This is a genomic window from Burkholderia sp. BCC1996 (genome assembly GCF_905339955.1).
GTDB lineage: Bacteria > Pseudomonadota > Gammaproteobacteria > Burkholderiales > Burkholderiaceae > Burkholderia.
Genome location: NZ_CAJPHM010000013.1, coordinates 14,535 through 31,734, shown reverse-complemented (window position 1 = coordinate 31,734; position 17,200 = coordinate 14,535). Strand labels below are relative to the sequence as shown.

Below are 17,200 nucleotides of genomic sequence, written 5' to 3'. Positions count from 1 at the left end.
AATATGTTGCGCACCCGCAGTCGGGAATCGTAATGTTGTCTCAAAAGCTGTGCGCTCGATGGCTGGTGGGCGTGCAGAAGTGCGCGAGGCTCACGCTCGGACTGAGCGGCAGTACTAGAGTCAGCTCATTTGTCACCTGGAACATCGCAACGTGAATGGATTGACTTCGTGTGGAAGCCGACATGACCACCAATGAGAAGAGCCGTGCTGACGAGCTGACGGAAGCCGAGATTGACGCGATCGCTGATGATGGACATCGCAACGCGATGGGCGGCATTTACGTGTGCCCTGCACATGACTTTGCGAGCGCAGTAATTGTTGCCCATGAGGAGAAGCGCGCGACAATCCTCACTTCCTCCCCTGTCGAGCAGCCCGCAGCAGCGCCACTCGTGCGCGAAGTGCAAGGTCTCGCGCCATGGGAGCCGGGCGCGCTCGCGGTATCGATTGCTGAGATTGATGCACTCAGCAATAGCGAGGATCGCGGCCTCTCGAACAGCGAAACCGAATCGATGATGGCTGTCGTGTACGAATTGCGACGCCTTCAAGCGTTGGAGCGCGCAGCAGCGCCATTCGATCCGGCCGCGCAGTACGACGAGAGAGGTGTGCATATCGGATCGGGCCTGCCGAAAGAATCCTGCCCGTGCGGCCTCTGCGAAACGATGCGCGCGGCCGCATCGCAGCCCACAGCAGCGATGACGGACGAGCGAGCAGCGTGCGCGCCTCAGACCTTCTCGGGATTTGAAGCACTCAACGCAGGCTTTCGCGCTGGCCTCGCCCGGGCCGGGGCGGATGGGGCGACGGTCGGTGAGTACGACCTGAACACGAGCGACGGCGGCCGGGGCTACATCGCCGAGTTTTTCTCGAAGCGCCTGCGCCGGCATGACTTCGGTCGTTACATCAGAGAGCTGCTAGCTGCCGATTTCGCATGCGCGCTGGCTCGATACCTGAGCGATCAAGATGCCTCCCGCGCGCCCGCTATGGCGGCGGAAGCAGCGGCACCTTCACTTCGCGCCGAGTTCGACGATGCTTACCGGGCGTTCGTCGGAGCGTTCGATACCCCGCAAATGCGGCGGGCCGTAGCCGGCGAATATGCCGATGATGCACGGCGTCGTCTGCGCACCTTCGCCGAACGGTTCGCCGCCCCGCAGCCGCCCGCGCAGGCCGACGCTCGGGAGGCGGTGACGGACGAACCTGCCGCATGGCTTGTTGACGGCCTGAACGGGCACAACGAGCGCCACGCGAGCGTTTGGATCCGCAAGGAAAACGCTGATGCCGTCGTTGCCACCCTGTTCAATGTGTCGATCGAACCGCTCGACCGCCGCACCGCGCTCTCTACTCGTGCAGCGGGGTTGACGGACGATGAGTGGAAAGCCATTCGGACGCTTAAAGGGTATGTAGAGGATCGAGCCGGTCATATCGCCCGCGAGTCTGCTCTCGACCTCGCGCTCGATTGCGTCGCGCGCCTTCTCGCAGCCCATCCGGTCCAGCCGGAGTCGGTGACGTTCGACGTCAGCGTCGCGACAATGAAGGAATCGCACCGAACGACTTACCACGTGCTCGCGAAGCGCTCCGACCGATCGCAAACCGATCTGCTCGACTCGACAGGCGTGATGGACGTGTTCCACAGTGAGAACCGCGAACACGCAGAGATTGAGTGCGCCGCGTGGGACGCGTTCCTGACCGGCGCGGTCGCGAGGAAGCACTTGGAATTCGTCGTCGCATCAGTCGCGCAGCCGGAACTGCACGAGCAGGTGACGGAAGCCGACTTCGACCGGCTCAAACGGTTCGTCGGACTGGTGCTGAAGGACCACCGAAACCACGGCCATCCGGGAGACGTTGACGGCGGAACACTCCAGGCGTACGCGGCGCGGTGCGGTCTTATCGAAGAGCGTCGCATGGAAGTGCCTTGTTCCGAAAATTGCTCGTGCGCCGAATTCGGAGAGTTTCCCACGACGTGCTTTTTCAATACCGATCTGGGAACGGCTGTCATAGACGTGGCCCGGATGGGAGAAGGTCGATGAAGCCAGTTCTGACGAAAGTGGAGATTGCTTCCGTTGTCGCTGCGGCGAAAGCGAGGTGGAATGCCGAAGCAGATGAGCGCAACCAGTGGCCGGTGCTCGGCGATGACGAGCGCTCCGAGCTGATCGCCATTGCTCTCCAATCCAACCTGTTGGAGCGTGCTTGTGTCGAACCGGCGGCGCATATCACGCCGCGCGATATCGAAACACTGGGCACAATCAGTTCTCTGCAAGCTGACGCAGACGGAGTTGTCATCGCGAACGCGACTGGGAACGAGGATATGTTTCTCTCAGCCGTTCGAAAGCTGATCGCGTCGGTACGGGCCCTGAAGGATGTCCCGCAACATTCAATTGGTGCAGAGATTGCACCCGCGAACGAACGCATCCGCGATTTGGAGATTGAGCTGTCTGGCGAGCGCGGACAGGTCGCGATCTGGAAGCAGCGTGCTACAGAATGGTGCGACAAGTACAACGCCGCAGTAACTCAATCCGCACGGAAACCCGCTCATGAGGGCATGACGGACGCAGCTGCTCCTATTGCCATGCTGCTGTTCTGCCCGAGGTGCGGCTCGCAGCACGTCGATGCCCCGGAGATCGGGGACATAGACACCGGTAGTGGCATCAGGGACGATGTGCAGTGGACGAACCCACCCCGTCGAAGCCATCTCTGCCACTTTTGCCAGAACGTCTGGCGGCCGGCCGACGTGCCAACGAATGGCGTCGCATCAATCCAGTCGCGCGGAAAGGCCGACACCTGGACCGGTACCGCAACGCAGTCGACTATCGCTACGGCGCTCGGTCGCGCGCGCGCGGCGCTGTACGCGATCGCGAAAACCTACGATGAGCTGGAGTTGCGTGCGAAGGCGTTGGAGGCCTATGAGGAAACAAATGAGGTACCGCCGGGACAGATCGTCCCGCGCGCCCCACCGTTTCAGAACTGCCAGTTCCGGGTGTGCGACCTGCCTGGCCAGTGCCGTAGTGAAGGCGCGTGCCATCACCCGGCGGGGGTTGATGCGGACGCGCGTAATGAGACAGTTTCTGGTTCGAAACCGCACGAAGTGATTTTGCGCGCAATCGAAATCATCAGAGGGGGCGCAGATAGCCTGCGTGAATGCCACGCACCGCATGGAAATTGGGGCGACGCTCTGGAAGAGAAGGCGGCTTATGACGCCGAGATTGAAGTCGTGCGTGATTTGGAATCGGTCCTGCGCGCTATGGCAGGAGAAGCGGTGGGGTGGTTTGTCAAGGTATTGAATACCGTTCGGTGGAGAGACGATCTGGTGAACGCTGACTTCTACGACCGACAGCCGTTCTACACCGTCCCACCCATGCAGGCCGACACTCGGAACGCGCTGACGGACGATCGTACCGCATCCCCTGTGGCGCAGCCGGCAGCAACAGGCAATGAGATGGGCTCAGAAGGGGGGATACAAGGCTGGCATGTCGAGGTGCATGTGAATGCCGAACGCGTGTTGCTGATCGGCGACAACTGCCTCGCTGGAGTCGAGAACTTGGACATGTTTGCACCCATCGTTCGGACAGCGGCCGCGCATCTGATCAGCTTCATCGGGGCCGGCCCGGACCATGTCGGCGGTCGAGTGATGCTCGCGGCTTCTGCGCTGGCGGACGAGCAGCCATTCGCATACGAGGTCACCAACAATTTGGGCGAGCGCGAGTTGATCTACGCTGAGAAGGTCACTGACGAAGACTTGGCCCGTCCTCACGTGACGCTCTGCCGTGTGGGTGGCGCATGAGCGCGCTCGTTCTTATGGCGTGCTGCGCGGCTAAGGGCATGCGCGCAGCACCAGCCTTCGACTTGTACCGAGGCGTGATGTATCAGAGCTTCCGTGCCCATGCCGGCGATGCGCCGCCGGCCGTAGTGATCCTGTCGGCAGAGTACGGCTTTATCGATCCGCGTTTGATGCTCTCACCCTACGACCGCCGCATGGACCGGGCACGTAGCGACGCGATGCTCGACGACTTGGCGCGCTTCGACCGTGCTGCGTGGCCCGAGGCCAATGAGATTTTGTTGGCCGGTGGCGAACTGTACCGGCGCGTAATGCGCGCGGCGCTCGCTCGACGGATCACAAGCGGTGTTATCCCGCATGACGCGCGGATCAGCGAAACGACGGGCGGTATCGGGTATCAGCGATCTCAACTAGGTGCATGGCTGCGCCGCAACTGCAATGGTGAGAAATGTTGAAGTGTGTGATTTCATGGCGTGTCTTGTTTGCTGGGCGGGCGCTTGTGAACGTAGTCGTGGTTCTTGGTGCCGTGTTGAACACCACGACGCTCATTGGGGTGTTGCTGCCCGGTGAAGCTTTCGCCCAGGTTGCCCCTGCCGTCCAGGCGCCGTCCGCGGCACAGGCGCCCCAGGTACCGACAGCGGCACAGGCGGTACCTTCCTCGCAGATTCATTCGCGTGGTTCGCACGAGGCGCTGTTTGCCGTAGCCCAACACAACCTGCCGCTCGCCGCGCGCATCTTTAGGCAGATGATCTCTCAACATCCGAACAATCCAGTGCTGCACTTCTATCTCGCTGAGGTTGTTGATCAAGAGGGACTGCACGACGAGGCGGTCGCCCATATGGCAAAGGCGCGCGCGCTAGATCCGTCCTTGTCATTCACGTCGCCAGATCGCTTCAGCGCCATCGAAGGGCAGATGAAGGCGCGAGCCGCGGGGCGGCATGTTGTCTTGCCCGGCGACGGCCGCGGCAGCGGCATGATGCTCGCCCTGCGTGATCCAGCGTTTCTCATGCCGATGGCTATCGGTCTGGTACTGGTTGGGGGCGTCATGATCCTACTGGGCACGCGACTATGGTCGTTTAGAGATCCGGTAGGCGCGGAACGCAGCCGGCAGCGTGCGCGATTGGAGTACTTGCAGCACAAGATGCAGCGCGATGGTCACGCGAACCAGACTGTCGATGGTAAGCGCATGCTTGCGCAACTCGCTCGAGCGCGTGCATTGGCGGGTTCACGCGCATTGCGTGACGTCGAAGTCAACCGTCTTGAGGAGGGAGTGAGGCGTGCGCTGGGCGGCGATGACTCTGGATGGCCGAAGCCTGCAGGGGATATCGTCGCAAACGGCCAGCGCGATGCGAGGCGGGCTGCTGACATTCAGGGTTGATTCGCGGGCCATACGACGTCGATCAATGCATGTTGCGTGTGGCGGAGGCCGCGCGGTAAGGTGAACTGACGCTGCCTAACGTGGCCGCGTCTTGAGGAATTCGAGCGCCACCAGGCGTAGGAGAAGCATCATGGCAAAGCTGGGCGAAGGAACCAAGGTCATCAGCCTGCAGGGCGAAACGGGCAAGACCGTCGCATCCGATCAAACCTTCACGGGCCCGAACGCGCTCGGCTTTATCGACGAAGCTGTCGACCTTCCCGGCGGGGATGTCGAGTACGTGATCACATTCGATGGCGATGTGACCAAGCGGATCTCGGAGGCGGATCTCTTCGATCCTTCGCGTTACGGGGTGCTTGTGCGCGATTGAGAGGGCTCTTTGGAGTAACTAGGCGAGGTTTTCATGTTGCATTTTTTTGCGGGCTTTGCGCTTCTGCCGCGTGCGATTCAGTGGGGCTTCGCGCTTTTGTACGGAGCGGTGTTTGGCTCGTTTTTGACCATGGTCTCGTATCGACTGCCTCGCATCCTGCTGGCAGGTTTGGAGTATCCGGCCGACGAATCGACCGCAGACAGTGCGCTTCCGCGGCTGGCGGTGCCGGCCGGCATGGTACCGGAGGGAAAAGCGCTTAGCCTCTTTCAGGCATCCGCGTGCCCGAACTGTGGGAATAAGATTCCGGCACGGGCTAATATCCCGATCTTCGGATGGCTCGTGGTGCGTGGCCGCTGCGTGTGCTGTCATGCGCCGATCAGCATTCGGTATCCGATGATCGAGCTGGTGAGCGCGGCCGCTGCCGGCATGTGTCTGGCGCATTTTGGCGCGACGCTTGAGGCGATCGCTGCCTTCGCTTTCTTGTGGTGCCTGCTGCTCGCCGCAGTCATCGACCTCGAGACCATGTTCCTTCCCGATTGCGTCACGCAATCGTTGCTGTGGCTCGGACTTGGACTCGCGGCATTCGGGGCGATTCGCTTTCTGCCTGTACCGAGCCAGGCGATCCTGGGTGCCATGGCGGGATACATGATTGTCTTCATCCCCGCGCGTATCGGGCAGGCGATGATCGGGCGCGAAATGATGGGCGAGGGTGACTTCAAGCTGAACGCTGCGATCGGCGCGTGGCTTGGCTGGGAGGCCATTCCGGTGATTTTGTTGGTCGCCGCAACGCTGAGCGTAATTGGACACGCTGCGGTTAGCATTCTGCGCGGCGGAGCGCGGCGCGCTGCACAAGATTCAACTGGAGCGACAGATTTGATATCGCAGGGCTACCTGCCCTTTGGGCCTTGGCTTGCCGGCGCCGCGGCTCTGATGCTGCTGGCCGGCCGTTTCGGTCTTGGGGCGGCGATCTGACAGGGCATATTGCATCCGCGTTTCTGACGCGGCTTGGTCGTAACGCCAAGCATGACATGCAATTAACTCTTGGGTTTTGCTTGGCGTTTCGTTTCAATCAGGGTTTTGATCTGCTTGCGGTCGGCTTTTGACAAACGCTCCCACGCAAGCAACAGATCTGCCAGTTCATCGTCTTCACAGTAGAAGTACGCGGCCGGGAGGCAAAGTGCTTGTGCCAATTTCAATGCAGTACCGAACGGGGGCTCATTCTCACCTGTTTCGTAGCGGCTCATCCGAGCGCTCGCGGTACCTTCATCTAGGCCAATTCGCACGCCAAGTCGGTCTTGCGGCATACCGGTTCGGAGTCGCGCCTCCCGTAGACGGCGACCGAACAGTGTGGCTGGCTCCTTTCTTTTCATTCTTCGAATATCGTAGAATTTGCTTGTTGTCTCTCTACGTAATTCGTAGAATTGCCAATGGCAGCGGACACAGCTGCCACTTTCCGCAAAGTTAGCAGCGAAGTGCGAGAAGCGCTTGTTGTATATGGCCTACATGGAGGTCGACGGTTGTCGACTGCAACGCTGTGACCGCAATGCGCTCGTCGGTGAGAACCGGTGGCGTAAGATCGATCCAGGCGAAATAGAGATGCTCGGCGATATCTGCGAAGTCAGCTGAGCCTGACCGAGGAACAGACTCATGATTCAAGAGAAGTCGGTCACTGTCCTCGTCGTATCCATCTTTATTGGGACGACGCACGGGTGGAAAGTGACGCGTCGGTCAAGAAGGTGATCGCCGTGCCTCCGCCCGAACTGCCCATGTCGGCTTTCGTTCCGGTCGACACAATCGATGCGCCAACGCCTGCGGTCGCAGTCGCGTCTCCCTATTCGGAGCATCATTATCGTGAAGTGGCGCTACTGTGGGCGTCGCCTTGGGCGCGCCTGTCTGCGCGGCTGCCCAATGGTCTCGTGATCGACCTGGAATGCGCTGAGCTAGATGCGCGGCACGTCAAGACGAGGCTTTTCGCGATGCGGCGATGCTCGATCAACGGTCGCAAACGTTTGGCGATTCAATCGATTCGTTGTGACCAAACTGATTACATTCTTTTGACAACAATATTGCTTCTCGCCGCGATGATGTTACGCGTCGAGGTGACTTACGATCTTGTTGACATTCTGTCAGGCGACCATGTAGTGTCGATCAGTGAGTACGTGATTCTCGGGTGGGTCGTGATACGAAACAACAATTCCTACGCATGGCACGCGCGGTCGATTGATTTGTATGACGATAGCCGCTATTCCGCGTCGGTTCCATCGGATTGGCAACGTGTAATCAGCCCATTCGCTGGTGGCGGAGCACATCTAAAATCAAAATGTGAGAACCATTGATGAGCGTTATTTCTGTCAGCGAGTCCTTCTACATTCGATTTGGGACCGCCAATCCGATTTGGAAATTTCAATCTGATAGCAATGTCCTCCACCTTAGCGACTCCGTGCACGGAGTCCATACGTCAATTCAGATCGAGCCAGAACAGGCAAGGGCTGTCCGTAGTCTGGGTGAGGAGATCACGAGCCTTCGCTGCGCGGTTCAATTATTCGGTGAACCCATGGATTTCTTTCTGATCGGTAAGCGGCTAACTGATTGGGCGTGGGGAGGGGTTGCATCTGATATTTCCGATGTCGCCGTTGCAACCGACGACATTATGACGCAGTTGACGAAGTCGCCGCCTCGTAATGTCATATATTTGTCCAGTCGCCGTTCTGCAGGATATTGAAATTTTGCCCTAAGCGATTCACATTGGTGGTGGCATGAAGGTGAGTATTGATTTTCGCGATTTCAGGGATTACTTCGGATCGGCGAACCCAGTTTGGAAGTTATCGGATGTGGGTAGTACGTTGCAATTGTTTGCAGCAAGCGACGACCGTGAGCCAAAACTGAATGTCAGACTGTTAGCACGGCAGGCAGAGAAGATTCGCGCGATGAAAGGGGCAATGTCGATGCAAACGATGGATGTGCAGATTGCGGGGAAGTCAATGTGCTTACATCTGGTTGGCAAGAAAATTGGACCGGGTGAGTGGGCCGGTATTGCGGCCAGCATGTCTGATGGCGCAGCCGTGGCGGAGAACGCTTCCAAGGCTCTTGATTTTGCCGAGTCGATTGTTTCTGAGGTCAATGCAATCGTTGTTGTACTCGATCGAAGCGGCCGAATTCATCGGTTTAATCGCCGGGCGGAGGAGTACACCGGATGCAAAGAAGAGAACGTCATTGGGAAGAACGCGCAGGAACTCTTCATGTCTTCGGAGGAAGGACGGGTTTCGAGAGATAATATTGCTCGTTTCTTTGAAATCGGTGAGGCATATGACGTTCAACGAGTGATTGAGACCGTCGGCGGGCCAAAGCCGTTTTTATTTCGAAATCGGTTTATTCCATCCGGTTCAAAGGCGGAGTTTATTGTCTGCTCTGGAGTGGAGCTGCCGCGAACGTTGACGCCTGGTGAAGAGCCTGTCTTTAACGGCGCGAAACTGCGTGACGCCATCACGACCACCCAGCAATTGTCCGCTTTGTTGATGATGCTGTCGGGCAGCCCATCTACGCTGGAAATCCTGCCCCCGGCGGCGCTGAGCGATATCTTTGGCTTGGCTAGCGAACTCTCGGAGAGGTTGCGCGAACACCTGATTGCGGCGTCCGCCGGACGCGCTTAGTGTGGGTCGGGTTCGTACTTTTCGCTGATCGACTTAACGACGGGGAGAAGCGCGGCGATTTCGTGCTCAGGCAAATCAGCCATACGTTTCAGTATCTCTCGTTTCGCCTTGCATGCCAGTTCGTAATCCTGTGCGAACGCCAGTGTCTCTCGTGCCAGTGTTGCTGCAGGCTGCGTGTCTACAACCGGGGGCGTCACTGATAGAAGCGAGTGGGCTTTGCCACCGATTGCCATCGGTGGCATTCCGCTTTCGAGCCAACGAGCTGCGCAGCCAATTGTCTTCTCGGCCTCAATCATGCCCGCATAGGACATGCCACGCGATTCCCAGTTCTTGACGGTTTGCGGCGACTGATTGATCAGTCTGGCGATGGCTGACTGGCCCTCCACACCCCGAAGTTGTCGGGCGGCCTCGTATAGGCGAACCATAGTTTCGTGCATGGGCGGCATGGTGCCAGTAGCCAACAACCTGGTGTTAAACGTTACGTTTGACAAGCGCCTCTCCATCCGATATGTTTAACTTCACGCCACGTGTAAATTAAACCATGGATATGATGGTCGTGACAGAGAAAGATTTGTGCGGCCTGGATGACGTTGGCGGCAGGATGGCGAAGCAAGCGCGGCAGATCCAAGCGGCGGGATAGCCGCGATCGAGCACAAGCAGAATACGGGGTTGCAGAGACTTCAGCATTGCGAGCAGAGGGGGGACGGCGAGCGTGCGGAAGCGGAGATCGACGGATACAAGGATCAAAAACATGCTTGTAAGAAGCTCGGGGTTTGCTCCATCATCGGAATCGAACATTCTGGAATCCGTAGTTTCGGCCGCAAATGCCGTGCGACAGCCGACGCTCACATCCGATCAGGCCGCTTTTCTGGAAGCCGTGCCACATTACCCTGGGCACAATTACCTGGTGGGAGGACCCAGCACGGGTAAGACGACGGCGCTGGTTCAACTCGCGGTGTCGCGAGCGCCGGCACGCCGCGGTCTGTTCATTGTCAGGACGGCGGAGTTGAGTCGCCAACTGGACCGGGAGCTTTTGTTACGCGCGCCTGGAGTCGAAGTGACGACCCTGGTCGGGCTTGGTGTTCGGCTGGCCAAGCCTGCAATGCGAGCGTCGCTGGTCCACGCCTTGTGTCCGACCGCCATTTCGAGCCAGCTGAACATTTCGAAGAGCAACGCCGAGGCCGCGCTGCGCATCCTCGACATCTTCTGCCAGAGCGCTGATACCGATATCGACGAACGCCACCTGTCGAATCTGGACCGCGTGTTTGCCGGTTCGGTGCTGGACATTCTCGACAAGGTCGATGCGGCCCGCAAGCTGTGGCAGGACATTGTTGACGGCAAATTTTCGGTGACGCGCGATGCGATCTTCAAAATGATGTCGCTTGATGCTCCGGCGCTACTCGTCGACGACATCTATGTCGATGATGCAGAGGACCTGACGCCGGCGCAGATCCACTTCCTGCAGCAACAAGTACATGCGCGAATCATCTGGGCCGGCGATCCGGAGCAGCAGCTACAAGGCAATCTCGCGGCGCTCGACGCGTCCGCGCGACTTGGCCCGGTGACCATCCTGAATCAATCCTTCCGGATGACCCCCGAAGTTGCGGACCTGTGCAATTTGGTGGCCGCGGGGAGCCCTGCGGGGCTGGCCAAGGCCGGGTTGGATCAGTCTCCCTTGCTGTTGAAAGGGGGCTGCGATTTTCTTGCGCTGTCGCGCTTCAACGTCCAGAAATCAGTCGTGATCGCTCGCTGGGATTCGACGCTGCTCTCCATGGCGTTCGAGACGATGGGCGAGGGCGTGCACTGGGTCGGGGGCTGCGACGCCGTTGCACGTGCATTCGCCATTTACTATCTCTGGAAGGGTTGCGACGAGACCATGACCCTGCCGTCGGATGAAATGAGCAGCCAGTCCCGGACTGATGACGTAACCGCGTTCTCGAGTTACGCCCTGCTGAAGGACTTTGCGATCCATACTCACAACCAACAGCTGCTCGTGCTGACCGAGATCGTGGAGAAGTATGCAGAAAGCACGCCGCAGATCGCGCTGAGGATTCTGCGTAATGCCGTGCCGCGCATGGATGATCCCGGGTGCCGGGAGATCTATGCAACGCCAGAGCGCGCGAAGGGGATGCGTTGGGAGAGTGTCACGCTGGCGCAGGACTTCCGTGGGGACGTGTCGGACCCGGCCGAACGCGCTCTCCTCTATCTTGCTTGCTCTCGCGCTGAAGTGAATGTCACGGGTCCGGGGCTTTGGACCAGCAAGTGGTTCTGAGTGTACTGAACTGGCTGTACCTCATGTTGTTTGTGATCCGCCACGGCTCTCAAGAGTCCGGCCGCGGATTTCGGCGAATGTGATCGGCCAAACCGGCAACGTGGTTCCGGATCGGCCGGCCCTCGGACCGTGCGGGGGCGCATTTTCATTCAGTCGCGATCAGCGGCGCGGGCAGCAAGGCTGGCCAGGAGCACACCCAGGATGGCCGCCCCCACCGCTATCCCGATCGTCTTCAACACCGCCTTCACCGCGCCTTCGTTTCCCAGTTGCCTGGCATGGTCTGACACGTGCTGTTTCTCGGTTCCCTGCACGAACCCGAACTTCGCACGGTCCGGCAGCAACTTGACCATGCTGTCGACCATCTCGGTGAGCTGCCAGTGGCGGGTGGCGGACACGGTGCAGACTTCGGCAGTGGGCAAGTTGAAGAGGGCACCCACGTCCGACCGTTTCTGCTCGATGTTGGCGAGTTGCTCGGGGCCCGGGCGGCGCTCCTCGCGGATCCAGTCGTCGATTGGTTCGAGCTTGTCGCACTGGTTGACCACCACCAGGAAGGGCGTGGCGTTGCGCCCGATCTCCGGCTCGACGATCGTCTCGTAGTACTTCTTGTCGGCGAGCAAGGCGCGGTCGTCGGCCTTGACCACCCACAGTACGAGGTCCAGCTCCGGGAGCACGCTCTTGTAGAGCGCGCTGTACTCCTCGTCGCGCTCGACGCTTTCGCCCAGGCCGGGCAGGTCCACGAGGAACACCCCGGAGAGGTTGCCCTGCATTTCCAGCAGCACTTGCTGGGGCTGGCGGGTGCACGCTGAGACGTCGCTGACCTTGGCGACGTCGTGGCCGAACAGCACGTTGAACAAGGCGGACTTGCCCACGCCCGTCTTTCCCAACACGCCAATCCGCGGGACGTAGCCCAGGGTTTCTTTGATCTGATCGACGGTGTCCTTGGTGACCTCGACGCCTTGCTTGCGCAGCACGTCGCTGAAGATCCTCACCAGGTTGGGATCAATGCTCATGTTTTTTGGTCTCCTTCGGGCGGTTGTTTTTGTTGGGGCGCCGGTGGCTCGACGGCCCCCACCCACAGGGTCAGGCGCATGATGGTGGGCGGGGTGGTGCTCATTCGACGGATCCCTCAGCTGATGGTAGACGGGGAAGTGGTCGATTGTACGGAGCCCACACGACGATTGCTTGACCATTGGGTCGCGCGGAAGTGGAAGTGTTACTGGTCAAGTAAGGTTCGAGCGTCGCCCGATCCCGACCTGCCCTCGACGTGAGCAGGCGGACATTGCGGGCATACGGAATTAACCGCATCATCGAAAGCGCGATTGAATTCCGCAGTGTTTGGAAAATCGTGCGGCAAAGCCTCTGGCGTCGACCGGAGGAGGCTACGCCCTGCGCGCCGGCGTGCGGACCGTCGCACCCAGACGGACCCATGGTCACAGCGAGCGCTGAACGCGCAAGGCAATCAAATCTCGTTCACATCGATCAGCCTATTGGTGCCGGCGAAGCGTAACTGTCGGCGGCCGATTCGAGGTCATCCGGACGCAGTGCATCTTCGGTATCGGTGGATCCCTCTTGTTGTCGACCTTGCGCTTCGCGCAGTGCATGCTCATGCGCCAGTCGCCCATGGTCCAGGTCGGCGAAAATCTTTTCGGGCGTCTCGCGTTTTGCTGACCGCTCGCCACTCACGAAGCGCCAGACGCTTTGCAGCGCCTCTCGGATTTTCTCGAAGATCGACTGAGTCGCTCTAAATTGATGCGAAGCCTGCATGTCGAGGGTGAGCTTGTCGCTTGCCCAGAGCTGAAACGCATAGGCACAGCGTTCCTCCATCGAGGTGGCGCATGCTTCGTACGCCGTTTCGCCGAAATGATCACGGGCGAGTTCTTGCACGCGGCGAGCAAGCGATCCCGATTCGACGAAGGCGTGTGTCAGCACAGCTTTCTCCTGACCGGATAGCAGGCGGTCCCACGCCAGATGAAACGACTCGTGGTTGAGGACTGAGATGGGGTCTTCGGCACGAAGGCATACGCTCACCAGGCGATCGCGGTAGGACCCGGTGGCGCCGTTCAGTCGGGCCTCGCCGAAATGATCCGGTGCATCGTCGAGTAGTGTCGTGCAGAGTTGCAGCGAGCCAGCCGATCCGATCACTCTGGCAAAGCGCTCACGGACCATCGCTGCACGTGCGTCGAGCTTGACGCCGTCGAGTTCAGCCGGGTGCAGGGCATAGCCGTGCGCGTACAGCGGAAGCTCGCCAGCGAGTTTCTCGCGCAGGGCATCGGTGATGTTGATGCCGAGCACGGTTTTCGGCTGGTCGCCCAAGATGATCTCGCGCGGCTCGACCTTGCCGAGCTTGCCGATGACCTTGTCGGCGAGTTTGGGAATGATCTTGCCGTAGAAGTCGTTCAGGCCGTCGTTGCCGCCGGCGCGGCCGCCATTGCGCATGTCGCCCGTGATCCAGGCGACCTCGTTGATCTGCGGCTGGCGCGCGGCCATTTGAAGGAGGCGTCGCAGGACGAGGCCAGCCCAGAGTTCGGTGTTCGTGACATACGGCCCCTTCGGGATGCCGTTCCACTCGGAGCGGCGGCCTTTCTGAGCCCAGTCGGACTGAACTTCCTCGATGAAGAAGATGTGGTCGCGAACGGTGTAGCGCGCATGCGCCATCAAATTCTTGCCCAGCCGTCCGTCGACTTCGCTGCTGAAATGGTGCTGGGTGAAGTCGGGCACGTGATCCACAAGCGTTAGAAGTCGCTTGCGCTCCTCGTCGAGGGGGATTGCCTCCATCAGGCGATCCATGTCGAAGTTGATCTGTTCCAGCTCGAACTCGATTGATTCGACGCGGTCGAGGATGTTGTCCCGGCGGGAATTCAGGATAAACAGCGTTTCCGCATAGTCTCCGCCCGGCCAGCGCCAGGACGCCCAGCGCGGCCGCGCGAGGGTGACCTGCTTGACCGTCGTCAGCTTTTCTTCGGCGAATTCCTTGACCTGATCACGTGTCAGCACGCGTGACGCGTCACCGTCGTTCAAGCGTTCGAGTACGCCGGTCTCGTCAATTTCCGCCTGCTTGACGCCCTTCTGGGTCATGTTGCGGATCAACGCAATCCACTGGGTGGCCGGGGCGCGCGCCTGTTTCGATTGCTCGATTTCCCGGATCAGGCGGCTGAACATCAGCGGCGAGGGATCCTTGGGGTCGTTGAGGTATACGACGACGTCGCGCTTCTCTGCCATGTGGCCTCCGTGTGGGTGAAGTCGGCTGAAGCCAATCGAGGTCGCACCGAGAATCGATTGCGCGAGGCATGCGACAGGCAATCGTGGCCGCAAAGTTTACGCAACATAATAATTGATGTAAAAATATATTGCAAAATTGCTGGGCGGCCGTTTGGCGCGGCGTTGCGCGGTCTTGGCATTGCGATCAGGTTGGGGGGGCGCGTGGAAACGTACAGACAATTGGGATTGGCAGCGGCCGAGCAGATGCTGATGGTCTGTCCGACTGGCTACGACGATCTTCGGGTAGTGCACACCCAGTGGTCGTCTCTGGGGGATAACCGCGGTCTGATGACCGTGTCGATGTGCGCGCCGGAACTGATCCGGGCCTTCACGGGCGACAAGGTTCAGCAGCCGACCATGCCGGAGGATCAACGCTTTTCGCACACAACGCGTCGGCTCGACATTCCGCTGCGCGACGCGCGTGGAGAGGTCGCATACCTCGGTGTGTTCGGCAACATCTGGGCGTGGAAGGATAAACAGGAGGGAGATCCGCTGGCGCTCATCGTCTCGGCCAAGCGTTTCGGCCGGAATCTGTACCTGCAGGATCTCGAAACCGTCGATCCCAAATGGGTGGGCCGCGTGCGGCCGCGCTACCGTGGTATCCCTGGCAAGGTGGCGGCAGAGCGCATCGAGCGCGACATGCAGGACGTGGTCGAAAGCCCGGCGGCTTACGAGGTGTGCCGGGAGATGATCGTCAAGACGATCGGTTGGCCCGAGGAGGTCGTGATGGCGCGCGTCGGGGCGCCGGATCTTTCGCTCGTCGCGCTGCTGCGACGATTGCACGCGCCGGAGAACGCCGAGGACGGGCTGCGGTCCCAGGCGCTGGCCGCTCGGGTGTCCAGTCTGGCAGTGCAGTGCAATGCCATGCGCGAGAACGTGCGGCGACCACACCAGGCCGCAGCCTTGCCAGTCGATGGGACGGAGCTGCGTGAGCAGATGGCGCTCGTCAATCCGCCGTTGACCGAAGACCAGCGTGACGCGATCGAAGGGGTGATGGCATGCCTGACGGATAGCCGGCCAATGAACGGGTTGCTAACGGGAGATGTGGGGACCGGCAAAACGTTGACTTACTTGCTGCCGGCCGTGGCTGCATGGCGGGCGGGTGCCCGGGTGGCGATTGTCGCGCCGACGGTGATCGTCGCAGACCAGATCGCGCACGAACTCCTGCGGCGGTTTCCGGAAGCCCAGATCGTGCGCGCGCAGACGGGAGATCGTATCAGCGAGCCCAGCGCGATTCAGGTGGGCACGGTCGGCCTGGTGAATGAAGCCGCGCGCAGCGACTACGTGCCGAACCTGCTGATCGTGGACGAGCAGCATCGCCTGTCGGTCGAGCAGCGCCGCCGAATCGTGCGACCGTGGACGCATGTGCTCGAGGTCACCGCGACCCCGATTCCGCGCACGGTGGCATTGGCGCACTTCAGCGGGATCGATCATTTCATGTTGCGCCAGGCGCCGGTTGAAAAGGAGATCTGGTCCGGGGTGCTCGACGGCGCCGCGGGTGACCGCGCGCGCATCAATAAATGGCTGTCGCATGCGGTGGCGACCGGTGCTCGCTCAATGTTCGTTTACCCGTCAGTGGAAAAGGCTTTGCCAGCTTCGGGCGGCAAAGCCGGGAAGAAGGGTGCCGCAAAACAGAAAGGCGACCCGCGGGGGCAGCTCGATATCGAGTCGAGCCAGGATGACGCAGGTGAGCATCGCGCGACGCGCGCCCTGCTGGATGCTGCGGCTGGAATCGAATCAGCGTTCCCGACGAAGGTGGCTGTGCTTCATGGCCAGATGAGCGAGGACGCGGTGCGCGCGACACTCGAGCAATTCCGGTCGGGCGAAAAACTGATCCTCGTGGCGACCTCCATTGTTGAGATTGGGGTTGACCTGCCCGATCTCCGTCTGGCGGTGGTAGTGGGCGCAGATCGGTTTGGCCTTGCCCAGTTGCACCAGTTGCGCGGGCGCTTGGCTCGGCAGGGCGGGCGCGGTGCGTTCGCGATGTTCATAGAGGACGCCGCGCATCTGTCGGAGGATGCCCGCGCGCGCTTGGACGCCGTGGCAAGCATTCGGGACGGTTTTGCGCTGGCCGAGAAGGATCTTGAGCTTCGCGGCTTCGGCCAGCTCGATGAAGGCGAGCAATCTGGGGCGACGCAGACGCTGTTCCGTGGCGTGGCGCTGGCTCCGGGGGATTTCTTCGATCTGTCCGATGAGCTGGCCGCCTATATCGAAGAGGTGTCGTCTCGGTTCGACGAGACGCCGGTAGACGATCCCATGCTGGCACCGCTCGACGAAGACATCGAGGGGCGTTCAGTGACGGGAGAGCAGATCCGTCTGATCTGATTTTGTAAGAAAAAACGGTGTGGATCGAGATTCCGACAAAAAATCTGTGACCCATGAAGATTTTCTGTGCGAAGTCGAGGGACGTTCAGGGAGTGTTGGGTAAGAAAAAATGGGCACAGTGGCAATTTTCTAAGAAAAACTGTGACGTGGTAAGAATTTATTGGGGTTGGATGCCTGAGGCGAT

Annotated in this window: 15 protein-coding genes; 10 read left to right on the top strand and 5 right to left on the bottom strand. The window is 60.1% G+C overall.

Translation table 11 applies throughout. The annotated features are described in order from the left end of the window. The first annotated feature begins 182 nt into the window (after window positions 1-182). The 6 genes from U4Z64_RS19790 to U4Z64_RS19765 all read left to right on the top strand — a co-directional run bounded on the left by U4Z64_RS19790 (window position 183) and on the right by U4Z64_RS19765 (window position 6,483). Window positions 183-2,021 carry a hypothetical protein gene (locus tag U4Z64_RS19790; RefSeq protein WP_321820749.1) on the top strand — a complete coding sequence of 613 codons (1,839 nt, stop codon included), beginning with the start codon at window positions 183-185 and terminating at the stop codon, window positions 2,019-2,021. Next, the gene (locus U4Z64_RS19785; RefSeq protein WP_321820748.1) at window positions 2,018-3,772 is read left to right on the top strand and encodes a hypothetical protein; all 1,755 of its coding nucleotides are present in this window, start codon (window positions 2,018-2,020) and stop codon (window positions 3,770-3,772) included. Before U4Z64_RS19790 ends, U4Z64_RS19785 begins: the two co-directional genes overlap by 4 nt. Beyond that, complete coding sequence (locus U4Z64_RS19780) at window positions 3,769-4,221, top strand: DUF6884 domain-containing protein (RefSeq protein WP_415750585.1); 453 nt, start codon at window positions 3,769-3,771, stop codon at window positions 4,219-4,221. Before U4Z64_RS19785 ends, U4Z64_RS19780 begins: the two co-directional genes overlap by 4 nt. Before the next feature lie 44 nt (window positions 4,222-4,265). Further along, window positions 4,266-5,144, top strand: a complete 879-nt coding sequence (locus U4Z64_RS19775; protein ID WP_321820746.1) for a tetratricopeptide repeat protein — start codon at window positions 4,266-4,268, stop codon at window positions 5,142-5,144. A gap of 130 nt (window positions 5,145-5,274) precedes the next feature. Further along, entirely contained in the window at window positions 5,275-5,511 is a 237-nt protein-coding gene (locus tag U4Z64_RS19770) for a hypothetical protein (protein WP_321820745.1), read from the top strand. Window positions 5,512-5,544: 33 nt separating this feature from the next. Then, entirely contained in the window at window positions 5,545-6,483 is a 939-nt protein-coding gene (locus tag U4Z64_RS19765) for a prepilin peptidase (protein ID WP_321820744.1), read from the top strand. 62 nt (window positions 6,484-6,545) lie between these two features. Here U4Z64_RS19765 and U4Z64_RS19760 read toward each other — a convergent pair whose 3' ends face one another. Then, window positions 6,546-6,881, bottom strand: a complete 336-nt coding sequence (locus U4Z64_RS19760) for a helix-turn-helix transcriptional regulator (protein WP_321820743.1) — start codon at window positions 6,879-6,881, stop codon at window positions 6,546-6,548. Window positions 6,882-7,220: 339 nt separating this feature from the next. Between U4Z64_RS19760 and U4Z64_RS19755 the strand changes: the two genes are divergently transcribed. Continuing rightward, a complete protein-coding gene (locus U4Z64_RS19755) occupies window positions 7,221-7,847 on the top strand; it encodes a hypothetical protein (RefSeq protein ID WP_321820742.1) in 627 nt (208 codons plus the stop codon). Between the two features lie 420 nt (window positions 7,848-8,267). Further along, a complete protein-coding gene (locus tag U4Z64_RS19750; protein WP_321820741.1) occupies window positions 8,268-9,161 on the top strand; it encodes a PAS domain S-box protein in 894 nt (297 codons plus the stop codon). On the opposite strand, the gene U4Z64_RS19745 is transcribed toward U4Z64_RS19750, so the two are convergent. Further along, window positions 9,158-9,652 carry a hypothetical protein gene (locus tag U4Z64_RS19745; RefSeq protein ID WP_321820740.1) on the bottom strand — a complete coding sequence of 165 codons (495 nt, stop codon included), beginning with the start codon at window positions 9,650-9,652 and terminating at the stop codon, window positions 9,158-9,160. The genes U4Z64_RS19750 and U4Z64_RS19745 overlap by 4 nt on opposite strands. A gap of 43 nt (window positions 9,653-9,695) precedes the next feature. Further along, entirely contained in the window at window positions 9,696-9,959 is a 264-nt protein-coding gene (locus U4Z64_RS19740; RefSeq protein WP_321820739.1) for a hypothetical protein, read from the bottom strand. 259 nt (window positions 9,960-10,218) lie between these two features. Between U4Z64_RS19740 and U4Z64_RS19735 the strand changes: the two genes are divergently transcribed. After that, entirely contained in the window at window positions 10,219-11,433 is a 1,215-nt protein-coding gene (locus tag U4Z64_RS19735) for a hypothetical protein (RefSeq protein WP_321820738.1), read from the top strand. A gap of 149 nt (window positions 11,434-11,582) precedes the next feature. Here the strand turns inward: U4Z64_RS19735 and U4Z64_RS19730 are convergent, their stop codons facing one another. Both U4Z64_RS19730 and U4Z64_RS19725 read right to left on the bottom strand, forming a co-directional pair. Then, complete coding sequence (locus U4Z64_RS19730) at window positions 11,583-12,443, bottom strand: GTPase family protein (protein WP_321820737.1); 861 nt, start codon at window positions 12,441-12,443, stop codon at window positions 11,583-11,585. Between the two features lie 469 nt (window positions 12,444-12,912). Next, entirely contained in the window at window positions 12,913-14,652 is a 1,740-nt protein-coding gene (locus tag U4Z64_RS19725; RefSeq protein ID WP_321820736.1) for a hypothetical protein, read from the bottom strand. Between the two features lie 201 nt (window positions 14,653-14,853). Between U4Z64_RS19725 and U4Z64_RS19720 the strand changes: the two genes are divergently transcribed. Then, window positions 14,854-17,016 carry a helicase-related protein gene (locus U4Z64_RS19720; RefSeq protein ID WP_321820735.1) on the top strand — a complete coding sequence of 721 codons (2,163 nt, stop codon included), beginning with the start codon at window positions 14,854-14,856 and terminating at the stop codon, window positions 17,014-17,016. Window positions 17,017-17,200 lie beyond the last annotated feature (184 nt).